At 45.7% G+C, this 22399-nt stretch carries 20 protein-coding genes and 1 pseudogene; 14 read left to right on the forward strand and 7 right to left on the reverse strand.

What is annotated here, in order from left to right:
* The first annotated feature begins 177 nt into the window (after positions 1–177).
* Positions 178–1392: a GNAT family N-acetyltransferase gene (gene eis / locus HW560_RS19625; protein ID WP_179264332.1), complete on the forward strand. Its 1215-nt coding sequence runs from the start codon at positions 178–180 to the stop codon at positions 1390–1392.
* A gap of 197 nt (positions 1393–1589) precedes the next feature.
* Here eis and dapA read toward each other — a convergent pair whose 3' ends face one another.
* Positions 1590–2486: a 4-hydroxy-tetrahydrodipicolinate synthase gene (gene dapA, locus HW560_RS19630; RefSeq protein ID WP_179264334.1), complete on the reverse strand. Its 897-nt coding sequence runs from the start codon at positions 2484–2486 to the stop codon at positions 1590–1592.
* 111 nt (positions 2487–2597) lie between these two features.
* Here dapA and HW560_RS19635 point away from each other — a divergent pair, with 111 nt between their 5' ends.
* Both HW560_RS19635 and HW560_RS19640 read left to right on the forward strand, forming a co-directional pair.
* A complete protein-coding gene (locus HW560_RS19635; RefSeq protein WP_090902440.1) occupies positions 2598–3470 on the forward strand; it encodes a LysR family transcriptional regulator in 873 nt (290 codons plus the stop codon).
* A 40-nt stretch (positions 3471–3510) separates the two neighbouring features.
* Positions 3511–4122, forward strand: coding sequence for a DUF4304 domain-containing protein (locus HW560_RS19640; protein WP_090899578.1), 612 nt, complete (start codon positions 3511–3513; stop codon positions 4120–4122).
* 153 nt (positions 4123–4275) lie between these two features.
* Here the strand turns inward: HW560_RS19640 and HW560_RS19645 are convergent, their stop codons facing one another.
* Positions 4276–6582 (reverse strand): MMPL family transporter, encoded by a 2307-nt coding sequence (locus HW560_RS19645; RefSeq protein WP_179264336.1) that lies wholly within the window; start codon positions 6580–6582, stop codon positions 4276–4278.
* Positions 6583–6630: 48 nt separating this feature from the next.
* Complete coding sequence (locus HW560_RS19650; RefSeq protein ID WP_090899572.1) at positions 6631–7254, reverse strand: TetR/AcrR family transcriptional regulator; 624 nt, start codon at positions 7252–7254, stop codon at positions 6631–6633.
* 297 nt (positions 7255–7551) lie between these two features.
* On the opposite strand from HW560_RS19650, the gene HW560_RS34280 reads away from it, so the two are divergent.
* A complete protein-coding gene (locus tag HW560_RS34280) occupies positions 7552–7959 on the forward strand; it encodes a protein kinase family protein (RefSeq protein WP_306459207.1) in 408 nt (135 codons plus the stop codon).
* The gene (locus HW560_RS34285; RefSeq protein ID WP_306459208.1) at positions 7952–8356 is read left to right on the forward strand and encodes a phosphotransferase family protein; all 405 of its coding nucleotides are present in this window, start codon (positions 7952–7954) and stop codon (positions 8354–8356) included. Before HW560_RS34280 ends, HW560_RS34285 begins: the two co-directional genes overlap by 8 nt.
* A gap of 30 nt (positions 8357–8386) precedes the next feature.
* On the opposite strand, the pseudogene HW560_RS19660 reads toward HW560_RS34285, so the two are convergent.
* From HW560_RS19660 to HW560_RS19665, 3 genes and pseudogenes are all read right to left on the reverse strand, one after another.
* Positions 8387–9037: pseudogene (locus HW560_RS19660) on the reverse strand (alpha/beta hydrolase family protein); the annotation flags it as partial.
* A 52-nt stretch (positions 9038–9089) separates the two neighbouring features.
* Positions 9090–9362, reverse strand: coding sequence for a hypothetical protein (locus HW560_RS33985; RefSeq protein WP_257031376.1), 273 nt, complete (start codon positions 9360–9362; stop codon positions 9090–9092).
* A 72-nt stretch (positions 9363–9434) separates the two neighbouring features.
* The gene (locus HW560_RS19665; RefSeq protein WP_256222110.1) at positions 9435–10193 is read right to left on the reverse strand and encodes a helix-turn-helix domain-containing protein; all 759 of its coding nucleotides are present in this window, start codon (positions 10191–10193) and stop codon (positions 9435–9437) included.
* 136 nt (positions 10194–10329) lie between these two features.
* On the opposite strand from HW560_RS19665, the gene HW560_RS19670 reads away from it, so the two are divergent.
* From HW560_RS19670 to HW560_RS19700, 7 genes are all read left to right on the forward strand, one after another.
* Positions 10330–10716 (forward strand): DUF3888 domain-containing protein, encoded by a 387-nt coding sequence (locus HW560_RS19670; protein WP_090899569.1) that lies wholly within the window; start codon positions 10330–10332, stop codon positions 10714–10716.
* A gap of 235 nt (positions 10717–10951) precedes the next feature.
* Positions 10952–11221 carry a CD3324 family protein gene (locus HW560_RS19675; protein ID WP_090899566.1) on the forward strand — a complete coding sequence of 90 codons (270 nt, stop codon included), beginning with the start codon at positions 10952–10954 and terminating at the stop codon, positions 11219–11221.
* 148 nt (positions 11222–11369) lie between these two features.
* Positions 11370–12341 carry an alpha/beta hydrolase fold domain-containing protein gene (locus HW560_RS19680; RefSeq protein WP_090899563.1) on the forward strand — a complete coding sequence of 324 codons (972 nt, stop codon included), beginning with the start codon at positions 11370–11372 and terminating at the stop codon, positions 12339–12341.
* 368 nt (positions 12342–12709) lie between these two features.
* Positions 12710–13636 carry a helix-turn-helix domain-containing protein gene (locus HW560_RS19685; protein ID WP_179264338.1) on the forward strand — a complete coding sequence of 309 codons (927 nt, stop codon included), beginning with the start codon at positions 12710–12712 and terminating at the stop codon, positions 13634–13636.
* Between the two features lie 95 nt (positions 13637–13731).
* The gene (locus HW560_RS19690; protein WP_090899557.1) at positions 13732–15636 is read left to right on the forward strand and encodes a class I mannose-6-phosphate isomerase; all 1905 of its coding nucleotides are present in this window, start codon (positions 13732–13734) and stop codon (positions 15634–15636) included.
* Positions 15633–16601, forward strand: a complete 969-nt coding sequence (locus HW560_RS19695; protein ID WP_090899554.1) for an ROK family protein — start codon at positions 15633–15635, stop codon at positions 16599–16601. The genes HW560_RS19690 and HW560_RS19695 overlap by 4 nt, the downstream gene beginning before the upstream one ends.
* A gap of 25 nt (positions 16602–16626) precedes the next feature.
* Positions 16627–19143 carry a glycoside hydrolase family 38 N-terminal domain-containing protein gene (locus HW560_RS19700; protein ID WP_179264340.1) on the forward strand — a complete coding sequence of 839 codons (2517 nt, stop codon included), beginning with the start codon at positions 16627–16629 and terminating at the stop codon, positions 19141–19143.
* A 158-nt stretch (positions 19144–19301) separates the two neighbouring features.
* On the opposite strand, the gene HW560_RS19705 is transcribed toward HW560_RS19700, so the two are convergent.
* The gene (locus HW560_RS19705; RefSeq protein ID WP_179264342.1) at positions 19302–19934 is read right to left on the reverse strand and encodes a hypothetical protein; all 633 of its coding nucleotides are present in this window, start codon (positions 19932–19934) and stop codon (positions 19302–19304) included.
* A 161-nt stretch (positions 19935–20095) separates the two neighbouring features.
* On the opposite strand from HW560_RS19705, the gene HW560_RS19710 reads away from it, so the two are divergent.
* The gene (locus tag HW560_RS19710) at positions 20096–20812 is read left to right on the forward strand and encodes a response regulator transcription factor (RefSeq protein ID WP_179264344.1); all 717 of its coding nucleotides are present in this window, start codon (positions 20096–20098) and stop codon (positions 20810–20812) included.
* 1 nt (position 20813) lies between these two features.
* The gene (locus HW560_RS19715) at positions 20814–22274 is read left to right on the forward strand and encodes a sensor histidine kinase (RefSeq protein ID WP_090899542.1); all 1461 of its coding nucleotides are present in this window, start codon (positions 20814–20816) and stop codon (positions 22272–22274) included.
* Positions 22275–22399 lie beyond the last annotated feature (125 nt).

Below are 22399 nucleotides of genomic sequence, written 5' to 3' on the forward strand. Positions count from 1 at the left end.
ATTAAGCATTTAAGCATTTAACCATTTAACTTTTAAAAGTTAAATGGTTTTTTTTATTTGTTTAAGAAAATTTCACAGAAGCACTTGCAAAAGAACGAAGATGATCTAGGTTGTTGCCAGCATTATTCTGAAGCAATTGGTAAATAATATAATTAAAACTAAGGGAGAATAACCGGCATGCATCGTAAGCAAAATTTAAAGATGAAAAAGGTTGATTTATCACATTTAGAACAATATAGTCAGCTGTTACGTTATGTATTTCAGGTTACTCATAATGATCTTCACAAACATGGCTGGAAAGAAAGCGAAATTCTCCATGAAAAGTCACCTGTCCTACAACAAGCAGATGTTCTTGGATGGTTCGATGGCGAAAAACTGATTTCTCAGGTATCCATATATCCATTTGAGGTTCGAATATTTAACCAAACATACGCTATGGGGGGGGTCACTGGTGTGGGGACTTTTCCGGAATATTCGGGTCAAGGCTTAATGAATAAACTGCTGCTGCAAGCTCTCACCAATATGCGTGCAAAGAAACAATCCATTTCGTACTTGTATCCTTATTCCATACCGTATTATCGCCGTAAAGGATGGGAAATCATTTCTGATAAAATCGTGTTTGAGGTTCAAGACTTCCAATTACCCAAAAACAAACCTGTTCCTGGCGATGTGGCACGTGTAGAACCGGACAGCGAAGATGTGAAGGTGGCTTATGAACGCTTTTCAATGCAAACCCATGGAGCCATGCTGCGGAAAGAACTGGCGTGGAGTGAGTACTGGCGGTGGGATTCAGATGATTTAACTGCAGCTGTCTATTATGGTGAAGACGGACAACCGGATGGCTACATTTTATATTGGATTGAAGAAGAAGTGTTCCACGTCAAAGATATGATCTTCATTCACGAAGAAGCACGAAGTGGACTATGGAATTTCATTAGTGCGCATTTTTCAATGATATCTAAAGTGGTAGGCAATATTCATACCGATGAACAGCTTGCTTTTTTGCTGGAAGATGCGGATATTAAGGAAACCATTTCACCTTACTTTATGGCACGGATCGTGGACATTGAGCAATTTATTTCAAAATATCCGTTCAAACCCGCAGCGATGGATAGAGAGTGGACCTTTACTTTGCAAGATCCTTTGCTGTCATGGAATCAAGGCACATTTACTCTAAACATTGAACCGAATGGAAGCGGAAGAGTAATTCGGAGCCAAAATCGACGTAGTGAAGACAGCATAAATATCCAAACCATGACGACCATGTTGTTAGGCTATAAACGTCCTGAGTATTTGCATAAGATTGGCCGGATTAAATGTGATCCAGAAACGCTTGATTTGTTAGAAGATGCTATTGAGCAGCAGGCACCATACTTTTCGGATTACTTTTAATATTCAATGTAGTGATCGGCATCCCCTGATGAATGGTGAATTTGCTGTATCTAGTTCTAAAATGCGGAGATCTGTGTTTAAAATTAAAACAACCAGTATCGATGTATCGATACTGGTTGTTTTTTTATTTCCAGTCGATGATGTCTCAAATTATCAGACTGGATGTATTCATAAATCGTAGCCAGATATGTGCTTGTTTAAGAAGGTACGACCATCTCTGCGAGTGTATTCGCCAACCTTTGTTTTGCTTGTTCCGATGCGGCAGTCAGCGGCAGACGCAGTTTTGCAGAGGCAATCAGCTGTTGCTGAGCAAGCCACCATTTGATCGAGGCTGGAGCAGGTTCTGCAAACACGTCACTAATCAGCGGCTGCAGCTGCATAAAGCTGTCTCTTGATGCATTCACGTCACCAGATACAAAGCGTTGATACACATCCACATACCGCTGGGTATGAATATTAGCAGATGCTACCATCCCGCCTGCAGCACCTTGACATAACATCGCATGGAAATACGCATCCTCACCGCAAAGTACAGGCTTCGTCTCATATTGGGTTAGCGCCAGCAGCAGATCCAAACCGCCAGTGCTGTCCTTCAGCCCAATAACCCCATCCAGATCCATGACTTTTCTCATCGTATCCAAGGTCATGCGACTACCGGTTCGAGCCGGAATCTCATAGACTAGAATCGGCAATCCGGTCCGGGACGCGTTGGAAAAATGCTCTAGAATCCCTCTTTGCGTCGGTCTGTTGTAGTAGGGAGTGACCACCAGAGCAGCATCTGCACCTAATTCAGCGGCCATTTCGGTCCGATGAACCGTCGAATAGGTATCATTTGTTCCTGTTCCCACGACGAGAGGGATGGTTTTGTTCAGACTTGTCAAAATCTCTTTCGTTACTTCCACCATCTGCTTTACTTCATCCCAGGAGACAGTTGGAGATTCTCCAGTCGTGCCGTTTACGACCAATCCCTGAATGTCGTGTTTGGCAAGATGAGTAACATATTTGCGATACGATTCAATGTCGAGCTTGCTATCATCCGAAAAAGGGGCAATTACCGGTATATAAATTCCTTGAACATGTTGTTCATTCATCATAATCAACTACCTCTTCCCGTTATATTGAAACTAATGTAACATAGGAATCAGCATCACAGTTACCTATAACAAATGATAGTTGTCATCAATATTTTCGATGAGGTGAGCAAGTTGGATTTAATCTATCTTCAGACGTTCAGAGAAGTCGCAATTCGTGAGAGCTTCACCAGAGCCGCAGAGGTGCTGGGTTATGCACAATCCAGTGTGACTACGCAAATTCAGAAGCTGGAAAAAGCATATCAGGTCAAACTGTTTGAACGCTACAGCAATAACAAGATTCGTCTGACTTCTGCCGGGGAAGAGCTGTTCAAGCTTGCCGGACAGATGTTGGAATTGTTTGAGCAGTCCAAGGAAAAAATGGCGAAGCAGGGTGGCGGCTCCTTAACAATCGGTACGATGGACTCTATCGCTTCTTACTTTTTACCTCCATATATGCAAGCCACCCGTAAGGAATACCCGGAACTGAACATACGATTGCATACGAATCGTGAGGGGTTGATTTTGCATCAGGTTAGGGAGGGTGAAGCCGATATCGGGCTTATTCTCGCAGATGATTCGAGCGATCCGGCATTGCAGTGGATTACTATTCGCCAAGAACCGCTTTTGCTGATCGTGCATCCACAGCATCCGCTGATCGCCAAAACGCAGATTGAATTGAATGATCTAAAGGATATGGAATGGATCATGCCTGAAGATACCTGTAATTACAGGCAGCTGCTTGAAAGAGTGCTTCGCGCAAATTCAATTCCTTATCGAATCGGTCTGGAACTTGGCAATCCGGAAGCGATCAAAAGAAGTATTAAGTCAGGTGAGGGCATTTCGATTCTGCCGCAAATGGCTGTAATGGAGGAAATCGAGCGGGGGGAGCTGAAAGCCCTACCCCTTGAACATGCAGAGCTTCAACTTGAAATTCAGCTCGTTCTTCATCCGAAGAAATGGGTATCCAACGCACTGCACGATTTTATGGAAAGCTTGAAGAAGTAAAGCACTAACTATATGGACCCGGTTAAGAAAAGGAGGGATTATGTTGCAGCAGCTCTTTAACGCTCTGATTAAGCAGGATGTAAAGCCGTTTCTTTCCAATTACGGTTATACAAAGAAGGGTTTGAATTTCAGTAGAAAAGCAGAGGAGCTTATCTACATGTTCAATTTCCAAAAATCCTCTGGAAATTCGGCAGACAATGTCATGTTTTATGTGAACTGTGGCATTTATTCAGCGGAGTTGGCGCAAATCCAGTCGAAAGAGATTTTGACTGCACCCCATGAATCCGAGTGTCATTTCAGAGCAAGAATCGGGGAAATTGCCCGGGCCGTTCCGGATCGATTCGCTGTTACTCCCGATACAAATAGGGATGATTTAATAAAAATGCTGCTACCCGGGTTGGAAGATGTGATTCACTTATATGATACGATGACCAGTGCCAGATCCATTGTGGATTATTACATATCGGGCCCATTTTTGCATCTGGGTGAAGAGAGTTTTCATCTACTTCTGAAATCCGGGGATGTAACAGCCGCTAACCATTATTTGAAGGCTTTGCATGGAAAGTATGGAGCAGAACATCGATGGACCATATTTGAAAATAAATACAAGGCCATATTCGATACATATGGAGTGAAATTCGATATGTTATAAGCTTGGACATGAAGGACTGCATGGAATCATTTTTTTAACGGAAAATAAACAAAACGAAAGCCCATTGACCGAACTGGTCAACGGGCTTTTTTGTACGATCTTTAACACTTGACGATGTTGAATGCAAGCGAAGCTTATTAATTACATTCCAGATCAAGACTTGGAGTTGGAATGATCTTTAGCATTAAGTGTAGCAATCAGTTTCTCGCCCTCAACGTCCAGATTTGGTAGAATGCGATCCAGCCATTTTGGAAGTGACCAAGCCTTGTCACCGAAAATAGCCATGATGGCAGGAACCAATCCCATCCGAATAATGAAAGCATCAATCAGAATGCCTACAGCTAATGTGAAACCAATCTGTTTGATCATGACGTCATCTGTGAAGATAAACCCAGCAAATACCGAAACCATGATCACCGCTGCGGCAACAACCACGCGACTTACCTGGTTATAACCATGAACAACAGACTCAGTTCCTCTATGACCGTGTACGTATGATTCCCGCATCGAGCTGACAAGGAAGACCTGATAGTCCATTGCCAAGCCATACAGGATACCTGTCACGATGATCGGCATAAAGCTCAGCAGCGGGCCACCGGTGTCGAAACCAAAGAGCGAATGGAGCCAGCCCCACTGGAATACAGCAGTAGTGATCCCGAACGTTGCCAGAATGCTAAGAAGGAAGCCGATCGTTGCTTTAATTGGAACAATAATCGAACGAAATACCAAAAGCAGGATGATCAGCGACAGCAGGATAATAATTCCCACATAGATCGGGAATACCTGTGCCAATTTGGATGACATATCAATGTTAACGGCGGTGAGTCCGGTAACACCAATCTTAACGTCATTCATCTTTGCCACGCTTGATTCAGCAGATCGCAGCTCAGTCACCAGATCCTTGGTGATTTTATCGTTGGGACCCGTTTCAGGAATAAGACTAAAGATAGCCAGATCTTCTGTCATGCCTAGTGGTGTCACCTGTGCAACGTTATTTTGGCTTTGAAGTTCCTTCATGAGATTGCCCAAGAGTTCCGGAGTCACCTGAGCGGAAGAGTTATTAGGTTCTGCGACCAGAATAAGTGGTCCGTTAAATCCTTCTCCGAAGCCTTCGGATATGGCGTCATAACTTTGTCTTGCTGTGGTGTCCAGATTTGCTGAAGAAGCTCCCGGGATGCCCATTTCCATTTTTGTTATAGGTGTGGCCGCTGCCCCAAGAAGTACGACAATGGCAATAATTGTGATCCAACGATACTTGATAACGAATTTAACCCATCTGTGAGCGATCCCACGGTCAGCCGCTTTAGGATGTTTTGTGCTTTTCTCGCGTGCTTTAGGGGAACAGATGCGTTCACCCACCAATCCAAGTAAAGCGGGCAATAGAGTAAGGGCAACAAATACATTAATAAGAACGGTAGCTGCGGCAACTAAAGCCATCGTAGATAAGAATGTGAGACCGATGACAAGCATACCGCACAGTGCAATAATGACGGTTAATCCTGCAAAAAATACTGCGCTGCCCGAAGTTCCAATGGCTCTTGCTGTCGCCTCTTGTGCGCTCAAACGTTGATCAATAATCATTCGCCGCTGGCGATTGACAATGAATAGAGCATAATCGATTCCGACGGCCAGACCAACCATTAGAGCCAGAACGGAAGTGACACTTGGCATTTCTATAAACTTGGAGATTGAGAACGCTCCACCTACTCCAATGGCAACGCCGAGGAGTGCAGTGACCAGAGGCAGACCTGCCGCAACGACGGAACCCAGGGTGATTAGCAAAACAATAACAGCAATGATCAGTCCGATAATCTCTGCCGATCCGACACCGATCGCTACCGTTTTGAGCGTTTCGCCTGGTAGCACGGTGATGTTGGTTCCTTGCTGGGCAGTCATCACAGAGTCAATTACAGAATCAAATACATCTTGAGTAATTGCAGACTGCTCAATGGTGAACTGAAATTGGAACAGAGCAATTTTGCCGTCAGAAGAGAGAAGGACACCAGGTACAGGAACGCCATCCACCATAAGAGGACCATAGGGGGGAGGAGAGGCTGTAGTGGATTGCTGCATATTGGCAGCCTGAGCCATGTCGGCAGATGCACCCGAACTGCTAGCTTCAGCTGCATAATCCGCAGGATTAAGCACATCGTTCAATCCGTAAACTTCACTGACAGCTTTCATTATTGCAGTCAAACGTTCAGGTGTATCCAAACGCTCGCTGTCAGGTGCTTTGAACACAACACTTCCTTGGCCGCCGGAGGCCGCTGGTAATTCTTTAGCTAATTGATCCAAGACTTTCTGTGATTCAGTGCCTTCAATTTTCATTTCAGAACTGATATGAACACCATTGATACTGATCATAGAAACGACAATACCCAGAATCAATACCCAACCAATGATGAAATACCCGGGTTTGCGAAAAGCGGTTTTCCCCACTCTGTATAATAATGTAGACATATATCTATTTTACACTCCCTCTATGGTGAATATAAATTGCTTAGCTCATCAGAATCCTTTGCGCAAATAACTAAACATAGTTTCTAAAAACTCATCGAATGCTACCGCTTCAGTGCTTGGATGGTCATTCTTCTTTTGTCCCGGGAGCAGCACATTAAGTCTTCCGTCAATTAAAGGAAGAATGATCCCGTAAACTGCGTTTATAAGAAGATAAGTATATACCTCGTCATCATTTCCGTTAGACAAGTCTAACAATGTTTCTTGAGCTTTCGTCTGCATCTGGTGCACTACCCCGAGGAAATGCGGTTCCAAGACAGGATATTTTTGGGAAAGCAACAAAAGTTCACGCAATCTTCCTATGAGATCCGCTGTAAGCTGCATCTGGATGAGTTGATACAGAACGTCAAGCAATGAGGTATTTGGGGGAATCTGGGTGAGCAAATTCTCGAACTCAGTCGTGTTATGAACAGCTGTAGCTCCCCTCGCAACTGCTTCTTCCTTGCATGTGAAATAGTTTGCGAAAGTTCTTCTGGAGTAACCGGCTTTTTGCACGATATCTTCAACAACAAAGCCGTCCAGACCGTGTTCAAGTGCAAGTTCAAATGCTGCAATCGCTAGAGATTGCTCTGTCGCTTCTTTTTTTAAATGTCGCAAAGTTGGTTTGGTCATCATTTTCCGCTATGCGTACACCTCCAACATGGTTGTTACTTGGGGAAGCAATCGTAATTTGTTGACTTCATTTTGGGTTCACACGACTCCTCTCTCAGGATCATCTTAACTTAAATTTGCCCTTTAGGCAAATTTGCTCAAAGGGAAATTTTATGCCTGCACCATATACGTAAAAACGTCGACCTTTGTTCAGGTTGAAGGTCCTAGTTTCGAAATGTATTATGGAATGACAGAGCATTAAATCAGCGTGCTGCATCAAACAGGCTCGCTTATTAGAAAGCCAAATAAAGGAGGTGCCGCATGAGTTCCATTCTAAACGTTATAGAAAAGCTAAAGTTGAACGTTTTGAATATTGAAGATGTTCCCGAATCATTTAGTTCGGATGTATATAAACTTGGTCTTGCTAGTGGAGAAGACGTTTATGTAAAGATTCCATTTAACAAGGATAAGCTTTTTCGTGAATTTCAGATGCTTGAAACATTGAAGGATGTCTTACCTGTTCCTAAGGTATTGGACATTTGGTATGGGGATGAAATTACTACGGGGGCGTTGCTTCTTTCGGCAATTCAAGGTGTGCCTTGTACAGAAAATATGGATGAAAAGCTGTATTTTCAAATGGGTGTTTATCATGCAATGCTTCATGAGGTAAAAACGCCAGGAAAAGTGGAAAGAGCCCTGCAAAGAGCTCCTCGATCCAGCATTGTATGAACGATGCATTCTTCATTTTGACGGCGTTTTCTCTGCTTTACCTGATCCTGACGGACCCTGTTTTGTACATATGGATTTTCGACCTGGAAATATATTGGTGAATAGCAACAAGGTCGTTGGTATTATTGATTTCGAAAGTGCTCGTGGTGGTTCCTCTGAAATAGATTTCACTAAAATCAATAGATATATTTGGGAAGTTAACCCGAGAACAAAATCCCCGTACGTTGAAGGTTATCAAACCATTCGGACCATGTTAAATCTCGAAATCGTATTGCCATTCTATAATTTTTATGATGCTTTTAGCGCCGTGGTTTGGTGTAAAAACAGAGGCGTTGAAAAAAATCAATCGTTCCTTCAGGAAAATATAGAAGTTTTGAAGAAATCAGTAGGTCATTGAATAAACGTTCAACAGGTTTGGCCGGTTTTCCTAAACGGAAAGAATCCATTCTGCAATGTCATGTATCACTTTTTTATCTACATGTTGTGCAACTTTGTACTCTTTTTTCATTTTTAATATCTCTCCATAAACAGCTGGCATGAATAAATGATTTAAGTTGGGGTAAAGTTTAAACGTTACATGTGGCTTTTCACCCAATAAGTCTTTGTAAGCCTGAAAATCTTTGTCTACGGATACATGAAAATCTTGATCTCCTTGCAAAATGAGCACGGGTTTATCTAATACGTTAAGGTAATTAATGGAGGGATGTTCTCCCATCTCTTTGAAGTAGAAGGCTCTAGAATATTTCCCCAAAATCACAGTTGATTTCGCTTCTTCATCACTTAATGTATAAATTTTATCAAATTTAGCTGATAGCGCTCCTATTTGTTTCTTCGCAATCATTTTCAAAAACATATTCAATGAGTCTAAAACATCGTTGTTTTGATCCATCAGAATCTCTTCTAACTTCCGTGGAGACCCACCCATAATAATGATGCCAGCAAAATGTCCACCTTCTGCATCAATTCGTGGAGCTAACATCCCGCCTAAACTATGACCTATAATGAATATTTGGTTGGTATCAATACGTGGGTCATTGCGTAATAAATCTGCTGCGAGGATAGCATCTTCAATCGTTTCTTCTTTAACGGATAATCCGGTATCGTATTCCCAAAACCTCCGATCAGCATGTTTATTCTATAAACCTATTCATTTTTTGAACTAGTCGTTGATATTCGGGTAATTCATGTAACGAATCGAACGCTGGATTCAGCAGAACATCCCTCATCATGCTATTCTTGATAACTTGCTCGCTGCGTGGGGCGGAGACGTCGAAATCTTTCAGCCACGGATCAATCAGGTCAAAAAAGGGATCACCACGAAGCTCAAAAGGGAAGAATCCTTCCACGCAGGTATCCACATATTTTTCAAGAAATTCAATTGATTTCTCAGGGAATTTGTTCACGCAATATAGATGAGCCCCTAGTGCGTAAAGCAAGACGACATTGTTCGGATTTAGCCGCTCCATATTAAAGATTCATGCAAAATCGGACGCTCTCATAAAAGCTGCTTCGGCTTTTTCGACATTATTAATATTTAATTGAAGGACGTTCAGCAGCCCTTGAAAGACTGCCATACTGTGCTGATACAGTTCAGCCTGCAAGGTTTCTTTGGCTTTGTCGATGTTGCCCATAAGCTGATATGCCTGTGAAATTAACTGGCCCTTTGGCATCATAGGCCGAACAGTCTCCCCAAGCAAATCTAACGCCCGCTGCGGGTCCCTTAGTGCCAGACAACAAATCGACTGGTACAAAACCGCCTCGTTGGAAAGCTGCATATCGCCACTTTCGCCCTGAATCCGTTCACACAGGGTCACGGTTTCGTTAAGAAGAGTCTCTTTTTGCTCTTGTGTTGTCGCCAGCATGAAGTGATTGGTGTACAGCTTAACCATTTGCAATAAAAGCGGAAAGCAGGCGTAATATTTTTTGATGACCGCCCTACATTCAGTGATTACTTCTTCAAAAGGGAAGGCTGCAAAATTATTGGCCAGTCGGGTGTACAGCTTTGCGATGTCCGACTGCTCCATTTGCGGCGAATAACCCATCAATTCATCAATGCTAATGTTAAAATAGGTCGCAAGCCGTGGCAGAAAAGTGATGTCAGGATAGCTTTGTCCCGTTTCCCACTTGGAAACGGACGCTTTGGAAACACCGATAAATGCAGCAACTGCATCCTGTGTTAATCCTTTTTCTCTGCGTTTTGCTACAAGAATCGATGCAAGATTAATTTCGTTCATCAACGTCACCTCTGCTTATGATTATACGGTTTATAAAATCAACTCCCAAGCGACTTGTCGTTGACTTATGTTAAAAAAATCAACTATTGGGAAACTTGATAGGAGAAGGGTCAAATCTCGCTAAGGAGCAGAACATATGAGGAAAGTATCCAACATCTTTGTTCGTTGTATTGTTTTTTGTATTCTAATGCTAAATCTAAGCGGTCTAGCCTATGCAGAACCTGACACAGTGAATGAGGAGCAATTTAAACCTTTATCTTTAACGTTACTTAATCCGTCCATACAGCTGGCGATTACTAAGTATTATCAAGAAATTCAGAAGCCGCAGCCAAGTTATGGTTTGTATGATATGAAGGTTCTGGAACTACAAAGGAAATCGCCTGGAGGTTATGCCTTTCGAGTGGTTGTTGAAGTCAGCACTTACTATGGTCCACACAATCCTCCAAATGCGAAGGAGTTCATTACATTCGATATCGATACGGGTAAAGTTAAGTTAATTCAATATATCCATAGGAGCGACTAACTTTTGATCATGAGATGGTTCGAAGTAATTATATTTATGCTATACTGGCAACGTAAAAGGGAGGTGCTTTACTGATGGAGAATCTGTTAAGATTGTCTGTGACTCGCTTCACTTGTGCAAAGCCAGTATTGGAGAAGCGTTACTTTGCATGGGGTTAAATCTTTTCTAACGCTAAATAAGCTTATCTAATATTGTGGCTTTGCACCTTATTTTCAAAAATAAGGAGTGAAGCAGAGTGAAATATACAAACGCTAAAAAAATATTGCCCGAAAAGTTAATAATAATGATTCAAGAGTATGTCCAGGGAGAAGTGATTTACATTCCGAAACAGGAAAAGGAATATAACCATTGGGGAAGCTTGAGTGGCGGAAGGCAGTGGTTAGATCACCGAAATGCCAATATTAGACAAGCTTTTAAGAAAAATAGCAGCATTGAACAGCTTGCTAAGGACTACTTTCTCTCTATCGAAACCATTAAGAAAATTGTTTATTCCAAAAATAAGTAGTACACGGCACTGATGAAGAAACTCATCAGTGCTTTTTTAGGTCAAAAACGATTCTAACTTATTGTTTTCATTTAAATAGCTTATTGCGTTCTTTACAATAGGATTAGGCAGAAGAGGAGTCGATTAAGAGAGCGAGGAAACGGTGAATATGAATGAACCAAAAAGCAGAAGCAGACATCTGATCGATCAGGAGATAATAGATGCGATTGAATTAATTCCAACCACCGATCTTTCCGCTGCCACACTAATGGAAGCACGGAAAAGTCAAACAAAAATGATGCCGCAAATCGATGTAACACAGTTGTTTCCGGTCACATTCGAAGAATGGGCAGTACCAAGTTATTTTGGTGGTCCTGATATTCGTATAGAAATTATTAAACCCCGCCAACCAAAGTACAGTAAGATGCCGTTATATTATTCGATTCACGGTGGGGGAATGGTTATGGGCAGTCCAGTCGGTGAACGCCAAAGCAATGCGGCACTGGCTGTGCAACATGGTTTTTGCTGTGTATCGGTTTACTATCGGCTAGCGCCAGAACATATCCAGCCAAGTCAATTACAGGATTGTTATTCAGGCTTGAAATGGTGTATTGAACATGCCGAGGAATTAGGGATAGATACTAAGAAAGTTGCACTTGCTGGCAGCAGTGCTGGTGGTGGTTTAGCGGCGGGGTTAGCCCTGTACATTCGCGACCAGAAGGAATTCGACATCCATCATCTAAGATTGCGCAGCCCAATGCTTGATGACCGTACAAGTATTTTGCCAGACCATCCTTATGCCGGCGAGTTTGTTTGGACCAAAAAAAGCAATTATTTCGGCTGGAAATCAGTCTTAGGTCACGAACCCGGACAAAAGGAAACAAATGAGTATTACGTGCCAGCGCGTGCCAAATCTCTTGCCGGTTTACCACCCACTTATATGAGCATAGGCAGCGTTGATCTGTTCATAGACGAAACCTTATTATTTGCCAAACAACTAGCTTTTGACGGTGTATTGATCGAATTGCAAGTACTTCCTGGATATCATCATTTGGCTCCAATGTTTCCGAATGCACATTTTTCTCAAATAGGTGCCACCTCTAGTGAGTATGCCTTGTTGAAAGCTCTGGAGTTACTTTGATTATAAGACTAATTTAGAAGTAGCTTCGAGTGTAGAGACAACAGGGCGGCAAAAAGTACAGATGACATGAGTTAGCGTGTTGAACGATAAAAAGTCGCATTGATGCGGCTTTTTTTTGATTTGTCGTGAGGCACGGACCTAACCTTTAGCCGTCCAACCATAGTTTAGATAATTGTGCATTCAGATTTGTAACTTGTGTATTTAAATTTAATTCCCTCAATAGTGCGAGTGTTCTGGCTGTCCGTTTGGCTTCAGAGTATTTCCTGAAAATGGCTGAACATCATTAATACTCAAAAAGGCAGGCCGATTTCCGGTTTGCCATTTTGCTATGCAAACGTATAATGAAAGCTTGAAGGGAGCGGACTGCCATGACCATCGAAGCCAGCTTTCGCCGGGCCAATCACATATGCAATCGTTATATTACTAAGGTAGAGCAAACAGGGCTTTCATTGTCCATTTTGTATTGGGGATTCATGCCCGACCATTTTGATAATGCCTTCCATCGACATTCCTTTTTTGAGGCTTGTTATGTGGTAGACGGTGAAGGAAGCTACATAGAACAAAACCAGCATTATGCTTTAAATAAAGGAACAGCATTTCTATCTCTTCCAGGCGTATGGCATCAAATTCGCAGTCAGACCGGACTGACACTTTCTTATGTGGCTTTCGAACTGGATGAGGCCAATACAGATGTTTATTATACTGAATCCTTCCGTCGTCTTGCTGAGCTTGGGCAAAGCGTAGCCCAGCAAGCGAACCTTACGCCGACTGGCCATTTATGGCAAGCGCTCATTACTTCTTTCGACAAGCCTGGGGCAACTCTTCCTCTTGCTGTAAAGCAAATTTCCGCTTCTCTGCTATTATCGATAGCAGATTTGCACGTTCCGACTCGAACAGACTCGGCCGACACGGTAGAGCAGCCCGTGGAACCAAATACGTTGTTCCGCCAGGCCAAACGGTACATTGATGATAATTTGATCAATGAGCTTACACTTATGACGGTGTCAAGGCACCTCCACATTTCGTCCCGCCATCTGACCCGGTTGTTCCAGGAAAATTTGGGGCAGTCCTTTGTCCACTACATTCAGGAACGACGTGTTCAGCAAGCCACTGGGCTCCTGTTAAATGAACAGACACCAATTAAAGACATCGCACTCCAGTGCGGGTTCCAATCCGTACATTATTTTACCCGGATATTCACCCGTGAGCTTGGTGTTTCCCCGGCCAAATTCCGACGCAATCAGTTTGCCGAAGGCCGCTCTGGAAAAATGCACTACCCACCCCGAATGTCCTGATCGTACAAAAACACAGCTTGATCGTTTAAAGACAGCACCTCCAACTCCCTATACAATGATGAACATAAATCGATATAGAGTTGGAGGTTTTAAATATGCCCCGAATAACCCCTTTGGCCTTTCAAAACAACCCCGTTAATTTCATCCGGATTCAGCCCGACCAAGAGATCGAATCGGGGATCTGGAATGGATATGAAGAATGGCTTGATCAAATTTGGCCCGAATGTGTACAGAATGATATGCTTCCTTTTTATATGGTCATTGACGGTACGCATGGCGCCGCATTCAGCGAATGTCTGGAATTACTTCGGTCGCGCTGCCAGCTAGAGAGCAGGGTTTTAATTGAAATAGACAGCGCTGATTATTTAAAGTCTTCTGCAGATTTGCTTCAGCAGTTTCACCCTTATCTGACGGATAACCGTGCTTTTGGCGTTGTGGCCTCGGACGTCAGCGTTAAGGATTATTTCCGGCCACATGCACAGTCGGTCTGGCTCAGTGATGTAGACGATCAACTTCGATTTTATCATTCCGCTGAACATGCAGAGGCCCAGTCGCCAAACGTAGAGCAGTTAGCTCCCATCGTTGTGACCTATGGGCCAGGCTCTGGCTTCCTTTCTACAGCATCAGGTTTAGCGAACGTTTCTCTGTTTTGCGACTTATCCAGAGAGGCACAGCAGAAACTGCATCAGCAGGGGATGGGTTCTTTGGGGTTAGGCCCTTGCCGGGATACGGTCGAAACCTATAAACAGGCCTTGTTTCTGGAGTGGCCCGTCTGGGAGGAATATCGCAAACGTCACTTGTATGACTTTGACTACTACGTGGATGCGAACAACCGGGAACGACCCGTTTTGGTCACCGTCCGCATGCTGCGCCTACTATTGGCTTCAGCAGCCCGGCAGCCTTTTCGAGTAAAGCCCTTTTTTGCACCGGGGATTTGGGGCGGACAGTATTTAAAAGAACTATGCGACCTGCCTAAGGATTGGAATAACTGCGCATGGGGGTTTGAACCTATCGCACCGGAGAACACGCTATTAATCGGTTATCGGGATTTTATAGTGGAGCTTCCTTTCCCGCTGCTGCTGTCCGCTCATCCAGAAGCAATTATGGGCGAGCGCAATGTGCAGCTGTTTGGCGACTATTTTCCAATCCGGTTTGATTATCTCGATACGATCGACGGGGATCATCTGTCTTTGCAGGTCCACCCCCAGCAGGCTTACATCGAGCAGACCTTTAACGAGACGATGACGCAGCAGGAATCCTATTACATTATGGAGCAGAAGGAAGGCGCTAAACCTTTTGTGGGATTAGGCTTCACGGAGGGAACAACCGGAGAGGAGATGCTTCAGGCGGTTGAATTCGCCCATACTACGGGAAAACCGCTGAAGATCCCAGAATTTGTGAACATTTGGAATGCGAATAAGGGTGATCTGTTTCTGATCCCGCCAGGAGCCGTACATTTTTCGGGCAAAAACAATCTGGTGCTGGAGATCTCTTCGACAACCTGGTGGTTTACCTTCAAAATATACGACCATTTGCGGCTGGATAGAGACGGGCGGCCGCGTCCGATCAACGGTGATCATGCCAGAGCCAACATGCAGGAACTGTTTGACACGGATTACGTTCAGAAGCATTTGATAGCGGTTCCAAAAGAAAGCCGTGTACAGGGAGACAGCAGGGAAGAGCTGCTGGGCGAACGGGAGGATCTGCTTTTTCAGATCAAAAGATTAAAGCTGGACGGAGAGTGGATCGACGATACGGCTGGAGAGTTTGTTATGTTCAACCTCGTAGAAGGTGATCGTGTGCGTCTGACCCCGCTGGATGATGAGGCAGCGGCTGTGGAGTGGGGGTATGCCGAGGCGTATATCGTTCCTGCTTCCGTCGGAGGTTTCCGCCTGGAGTCTCTGGGTGAACGATCGTGCACTCTGATCCGGGCACAGGTATCGCCAGACTGGAGCATGCCTCTGCTTCCGCATCACTGGAAATCTGGTGAGCATCTATGAAACCTGACGTCACGATTGCTATTGATGCCGGGGGGACCTTTTTGAAGGGTGCCGTTGTACTAAGTGACGGGAATCTTCTGCCACAACTTTATGTCAAAAGGTCATCGCACTCCGACAGTAGCGCGTATGAAATTGCCTCCAATCTGGCTGGCGTGATCCAGGAGCTTGCTGCTGCATACGTCGCCTACATGGAGAGGCTAAGTACCGATAAAGGGACCCGGGTCACTTTTGCCAATTTTCACATCGGTTTTGCTTTCCCCGGCCCTTTTGAATACGACACAGGTGTTTCCCGTATCCAGGGATTGAATAAATACGGGCAGCTTTATGAATTCAATCTAAAAACACTGCTGCGGTGTGAATTAACGGCGCTTGCAGCGGAGCCCACTGCTCCTACATGGATGACCCGGCTTGCTGCCGCAGATATTCGTTTTGGCAATGATGCTGCCTTGTTCGCTCTGGGGGTCAGCAGGCTTTATCCTCAGGAAAGATTGCTTTGCCTTACATTGGGAACGGGCCTCGGCTCCGCTTTTGTTGAGAATCGGTCTATTGTCAGCGGAAAATGGGGAATTCCCGACTCAGGCATGTTGTATGCCGAGCAATATAACGGAGGAACCGTGGATGATCTGTTCGGAAGCCGAGGCATTTTGGCCTTGGCAGATAGCCATGCTGCTCGAAGGCAGGGAGAGGATGTGTACCAACTGGCGATAGCGGCTAGACAGGGGATTTCCTCCGCCATCCGTGTATGGCAGCTTTACGGCCAGCGGCTTGGGGAAATGCTGCGTCCGTACGTGGCAGAGTTTCGCCCCGCTCGTCTGATCCTGGGGGGACAAATTGCCGAAACCCTTGATTTATTTGGCGGCGCGCTTTCGGAAGCGCTCTTGCCCGAGAGGATCGCTCAGCATAATGAGAAACATTTGCAGGAGCATGTGTTCCACGGGATTTTCCAGCTCGTAAAAGGTACCTAATCCACCAACAAAGGAGAAAATAACGATGACACTCGAACAACAAATTAAACAGGCCGCCATCCCGACGCTTGATCGGAAATGGAAAATATACGTCATTCACCATTCCCATACTGACATTGGTTATACCGACCGGCAGGAGAAGATTGAACAATATCATATCGATTTTATCCGTCAGGCGCTGCGTATTGTTAATGATGCTCATAACGGTGTAAGCCCCGAGTGGAAAGGGTTCCGTTGGACCTGTGAGACCTTCTGGGCTGTGGAGCAATTCCTGAAGCAGGCTCAAGACGAGGAAAAAGTTGCATTTGCCGATGCCGTGCGGCGTGGCGATATCGAGCTCTCCGGCACATATTTGAATATGACCGAGCTGCCCGACCTACAGCTGCTGAACAAAATACACAGCAAGGCTCAGACATATGCCGAATCTATCGGTCACCCAATAGACAGTGCGATGACAGCGGATATCAACGGCTACAGCTGGGGATATGCCGATAGCCTGCTGAATAACGGAATCGGACATTTATTCAGCTGTATACATACTCATCACGGCATGTATGCGTTGGGCCGCAAGCAGTCCCCTTTCTGGTGGGAAGCTCCAAGTGGGGAACGCCTGCTGGTCTGGAATGGAGACCACTACATGCTTGGCAACGAGCTTGGCTTCTGCCCTGGTGCGCTTGGCAAATACATGATTCGTGATGAATTCGGCCACAGACTTGTGGAACCGGGGAACATTCATGATCAAATTGCCAATATTCGTATCCACCGATACTTGGCCCAGCTTGAGGCCGAGCAGTATCCGTATGATTTCGTGCCAATGATGCTGTCCGGATTGCCCACAGACAACGGATCGCCCAATAGCGCAATCATGGAATGGATTGAGGCGTGGAACCGTCAAAACGGTGAGGAAATTTCCGTGGAGATGAGTACGTTGAGCGGCTTTTTTGCCCGCTTGAAGGAGGAAGGGACGGATGATCTGCCTGTGCATAAAGGGGATTGGCCGGACTGGTGGTCGGACGGTGTAAGCTCCACACCGATGCACACCCAGATTTACCGTGATGCACAGCGGACACTTCGCAAGGTGGAAAAGCTCGACCCTGAACAGAAAAGTGTTAGTCTCCAGGAAATCGAGGCTGTAGAGCAGGCGCTTACTCTTTATGCCGAACACACTTGGGGGTATCACTCCTCTGTGTATGAACCGTGGCACAAAAATGTACAGATGCTTGAGGTTCGCAAGACAGCTCACGCTGCAGAGGCAAGCAGGCTTGCTTACCGCGCGCTGGATCAGGTGCTGCTTGCCGATAATGCCGCCACCTTGTACCCGGGGCGTCCTTATCGCTTCAAGGTTACGAACGTGTCGGAGCGGGAGGTAACGGAGTTGGTTCAGTTGAAGCTTGAAGGATGGGAACCGGATGAGCTATTGAACGGAGTAGAAGTAATCCGGGAGGACACAGGACAGGTGCTGATCCAGCAGTCAAGTCACCCGCAGACGATTATTGCAGAGCTTAAGCTCCAAGGCATGGAGAGCTGCATACTGATCCTGCGCCCACTCCTGGCAGCCCAGAATACTCTTCTTTCCTTAACGTCAACCTCCAATTCGAAGCTGATCGGCGCTGACCAGGTGTACGATATGGAGGGTATGTATTCCTTAACGACAGGCGGACAGCAAGCGCCGATCTCCGTTTGCCAAACGGGGCTGGAGTCACCTTATGTACGCTTGACTTGGTCGAAAGAGCGCGGCATCGTGTCGTGGATCGATAAGGAGACAGGACGCGAACTGCTGAAAGCGGATGATCTGTATGGGGCGTTTACACCCATCTATGAGGTGACCAATCCAGCGAATCCTGCGAATGCTTCTCAGGTATGGAGCGTCCGTTCCAAAATGGGACGCAACCGTAAAGGCCTTAACGTGGAGCGTTCGGTTGGTCAGCTCATCTCTGTGCGCACGGTGGATAATGGACCGTTGTATGCTACCGTTGAGCTTGGTTATCAGCTCAAGGGCATCGCCTATTTTTCACTGCATTTGCAGATCTATACCCGTCAAAACCGGATGGATATTTCGGCGCGGTTCCATAAAGAGAGCATCTGGAATCCGGAGAACGTTTATCTGGCCCTGCCGTTCACCGCGGGAGGCACCGGGCCAGTTACCCTGTTTGCCGACAAGCCAGGAGGCCTCGTTCGCCCTTGGAAGGATCAGATTCCGGGAACTTGCCTGGATTATTCCGCTGTACAGTCGGGCATTGCCTGGCAGGATCATGACCGCAGCCTGCTGCTTGCCGTCCCGGATACGCCGCTTATGCAATGGGGGACGCTGGATTACGGAACAAGAAAGGTCCACACCCAGCAAGCACCTGACGCCCAACCAGAAGTCTATGCCTGGCTGATGACGAATTATTGGGAAACGAATTTCAAAGCGACCTTGGGCGGCTTCTATGAGTTTCAATATCATATTTCGGCGGGTGGCAGACTTCCGGTTGAAGATATGGCCGCAGCTCTGCATGCGTTGAACGAACCATTTGTGGTTACCCGGGTTAATGAAAAATAAAGATAACACATAGCAGATATAAACTTATGGTCGATAAAACAACAACCAGCAGGCTTCCACATGGAGGCTTGCTGGTTGTTGGCGTTTCGGTCTTTTAGTTCGCGTAAGATTACGTGTTTTTGCTTAATGATGTTGTTAAAGCTGAAATGTATTTAAACCTACTCTTGAGCTGCCTCCAGCTCAGCAATTTGCGCTTTGTATTGCTTCAGAAGGTCGGCAAGGGAAGTCTTGATTGCAGCTTCATCCTTAGCTGTTACGGCCTTATTCAAATTCGCTTGGGCTGAGAAGAATGCACTGGCAGCTGTAGTACCGCTAAATTGAAGACTTTGAGCATCCGCTATAACCGCGCTAGTTGTTCCGGTTGTTTTTTCGGCTTTTACTCCCTCAACTAAGGTAAGTTTGCCTTCCTCAACCTTCAAGGCCTGCATTTCTTTGATCTCACCTGGTTTGGCGTTTTCGGAAACTTTCTTCCATTCGTCAGAGTCTACGTCAACAGCAACCAAAGTGGCCATTACTTGGGATATAGAGTTTTGTGAAAGCAGTTTATTGTAACGGGCCAACGTTTTTTTCCATTCGCTTACTGTTTCTGGCGCGTACTTTTTGGCGAGCTCCACTGGATTAGCCAATGTAAAGGCTGCAATGGCGGATTTTGCTTCTTTCAAGGTAGCTGTTCCGTTTGTAACAGCATTTGCGTTAGCGGCACTGTCGGCATTCGCGACAATCGGTGCGGAGATCGCAGTGAGCAGCAGGGCGGACAGGGCAACATTTCTGAATTTGAAACTGTAGTTCATTTCGTAACACTCCTTATGATTTGGTTTGTCTTACAGTTATCAATTTACCGAAGGAGTGTGGCACAATATTGGTGTAATTGTGGAAAAACAATGGCAAAGCTCTTCCCATATAAATACCTTTGGTATACTCACTATAGAGAAAAGTACAGGAGGCCCCGTTCATGAATAACGATTACCTCATCGCGGTTGTAGACGATGACGAGAATATACGTACGCTGATTCAAGCTTATTTGCACAAGGAGAACTATCGAACGATAGGCCTCGCTAATGCCGAGGATGCCTGGTCTTTATATAGAATAAGTCCACCGAGCATGTGGGTGATGGATATTATGCTGCCCGGAATGGATGGCTATGAATTGTGCAAACGCATCCGTAGTGAAGGAGAGGTTCCCATTATTATGATCTCGGCGAAGGATAATGAAGTGGACAAAATACTTGGCCTTGAGCTGGGCAGTGACGATTATCTAGTGAAGCCGTTCAGCCCACGTGAGCTGGTGGCCCGCATCAAGCGGCAGCTGGAACGTTGGATTAGACTTACCGGTGCGGAAGAAAGAGCTGTTGTAAGCGAAGCTGTGACGCCACGAATCGATACCGGAGAGCTTCAATTAATGTTGGAAGAGAGGCGGGCCATATGGCGAGGGGAAGAAGTGGACCTGACCAGCAAAGAGTTCACCATGCTCAAGGTACTGGCTGAACATCCGAATCGAGCGTTTACGAGGGACGAGCTGCTCAGTTTTGTCTGGGGAGAAGATTATTTTGGCAGTGACCGTGCCGTGGATCATTTGATTAAGCGGATTCGCAAAAAGATGGAGGAACTTCCCGTCGAATCGGTATGGGGACACGGGTATCGCATGCGTACAGATCGGAGTGAAGTTTAATATGAAACTAGTCCATCAGATTAACCTTGCGTTCGGATTGTCACTGATTCTGATCCTCTCCGTCACGGCCGTTTTACTTCATTATGTGCTTCTGGATCATTTCATTGGAACAGAGAAGAATGATCTCAAGACGTTAAGTACAGCAATGTCCGCTTCAATAACGACGGGGGATATCAAAATGAGTCCTGTACTTACCACTGGATCTGCTGTCACGATGCCTAATTCGAATATGACGGGTATGCAGTCTGTCCAGTTGGTAACAGGAGAAGTTACGAGTGCTCCTTCAACACTCATTCCTGCGGATGTTGAAGCCTTTGTCACTGATTTTAACGGAAATGTGCTGTCAGGGACATTGTCTGTGAGTGGTACAACCGGAATGGCGAGCAGTAACACATTGACTGAAGCCGTACCAGCAAACTTGTCGAAATACACAGCGGTCACTTCGTCCAGCATCAAGGACCTGTGGAAGGGAACGGATGGGCGCTATGTGATGGACGTCAGCCCCATCCCCCAAGGAACTCTGACTCTGCTGACTCCCATGAGCAAGATCAAAGCAATCGAACAGGCGCTTCTGGGTCGTCTCATCCTGGTGATCTGTATCGTTGGGGCCATGATGTTCCTGCTTAGTCTGTTTATTACGAAAAGGCTAATTCAGCCCTTGATGAATCTGAAGCAGGAACTTAAGAAGGTCAAACAACGTCATTTCACGGATGTACAGCGGGTCAAGGCCGGCGGTGAGATTGGAGCTGTCGCACAGGCGGTATATGAGATGGCGGGTGAACTGAACAGGTTCAATGAGGTGCAGAAGCAGTTTTTCCAGAATGCATCCCATGAGCTGAAGACGCCTCTGATGTCCATTGCAGGTTATGCGGAGGGCATTCGGGATGGAATCTTTGAAGGTGAGAACGTTCGTAAAGGGCTGGACGTGATTCTTGGGGAGAGCGGCAGATTAGGAAAGATTGTTACCGAAATGACGCTGCTTGCGAAGCTGGATAGTGAAGAGGATATCTTCAAACCTTCTAAGGTCAGTCTGAACGAATTGTTGACGGAAACGTCTGAACGTGTCAATCCGCTGCTTGTAAAGAAAGGACTTACACTCCATATCGCATGCCCGGAGAATAAGGAGCTGTTCATCATGGCTGATCAGGATAAACTGCTGCAGGCACTGCTCAACGTCGTGACGAATGCTGCAAGGTACGCCAAAGAAGAAATTCACATCACTGCGAACTTGGAAAAAGGGAAGATCACGCTATCCGTCACGGATGACGGTCCCGGCTTTCCGCAGGAGCTGCTGCCCACCTTATTCCACCGTTTTGTCAAAGGAAAAGACGGTGAGTCCGGACTGGGCCTGGCGATTGCCCGGGCCATTGTGGAACGCTGCGGCGGGCTGATTCAGGCCACCAACCGTAAGGAGGGAGGAGCTGTAATCTCGTTCGGCTTCCCTGCGGCTCAGCGTGTCTGAAAGAAAAGGACAGCAACTATGCCCTTCTAGTTACACCAAACCTCGAAGTGAGAGAAATAGTGGAAATGCACAAAGGGAAGGGGTTCGTGTCGCCAATCGCCAATATAAATACTCCGCTTAAGTTG

Origin of the sequence: Paenibacillus sp. E222 (assembly GCF_013401555.1) — a bacterium.
Classification (GTDB): Bacteria; Bacillota; Bacilli; order Paenibacillales; family Paenibacillaceae; genus Paenibacillus.

Excerpts from the sequence above, each read along its gene's own strand:
- dapA (WP_179264334.1), bottom strand. The coding sequence starts at position 2,486 with ATGATGAATGAACAACATGTTCAAGGAATTTATATACCGGTAATTGCC.
- HW560_RS19700 (WP_179264340.1), top strand. The coding sequence starts at position 16,627 with ATGACACTCGAACAACAAATTAAACAGGCCGCCATCCCGACGCTTGAT.
- HW560_RS19710 (WP_179264344.1), top strand. The coding sequence starts at position 20,096 with ATGAATAACGATTACCTCATCGCGGTTGTAGACGATGACGAGAATATA.
- HW560_RS19640 (WP_090899578.1), top strand. The coding sequence starts at position 3,511 with ATGTTGCAGCAGCTCTTTAACGCTCTGATTAAGCAGGATGTAAAGCCG.
- HW560_RS34280 (WP_306459207.1), top strand. The coding sequence starts at position 7,552 with ATGAGTTCCATTCTAAACGTTATAGAAAAGCTAAAGTTGAACGTTTTG.
- HW560_RS19690 (WP_090899557.1), top strand. The coding sequence starts at position 13,732 with ATGCCCCGAATAACCCCTTTGGCCTTTCAAAACAACCCCGTTAATTTC.
- HW560_RS19695 (WP_090899554.1), top strand. The coding sequence starts at position 15,633 with ATGAAACCTGACGTCACGATTGCTATTGATGCCGGGGGGACCTTTTTG.
- eis (WP_179264332.1), top strand. The coding sequence starts at position 178 with ATGCATCGTAAGCAAAATTTAAAGATGAAAAAGGTTGATTTATCACAT.
- HW560_RS19650 (WP_090899572.1), bottom strand. The coding sequence starts at position 7,254 with ATGATGACCAAACCAACTTTGCGACATTTAAAAAAAGAAGCGACAGAG.
- HW560_RS19705 (WP_179264342.1), bottom strand. The coding sequence starts at position 19,934 with ATGAACTACAGTTTCAAATTCAGAAATGTTGCCCTGTCCGCCCTGCTG.
- HW560_RS19670 (WP_090899569.1), top strand. The coding sequence starts at position 10,330 with ATGAGGAAAGTATCCAACATCTTTGTTCGTTGTATTGTTTTTTGTATT.
- HW560_RS19715 (WP_090899542.1), top strand. The coding sequence starts at position 20,814 with ATGAAACTAGTCCATCAGATTAACCTTGCGTTCGGATTGTCACTGATT.
- HW560_RS19645 (WP_179264336.1), bottom strand. The coding sequence starts at position 6,582 with ATGTCTACATTATTATACAGAGTGGGGAAAACCGCTTTTCGCAAACCC.
- HW560_RS19665 (WP_256222110.1), bottom strand. The coding sequence starts at position 10,193 with ATGAACGAAATTAATCTTGCATCGATTCTTGTAGCAAAACGCAGAGAA.
- HW560_RS19685 (WP_179264338.1), top strand. The coding sequence starts at position 12,710 with ATGACCATCGAAGCCAGCTTTCGCCGGGCCAATCACATATGCAATCGT.
- HW560_RS19680 (WP_090899563.1), top strand. The coding sequence starts at position 11,370 with ATGAATGAACCAAAAAGCAGAAGCAGACATCTGATCGATCAGGAGATA.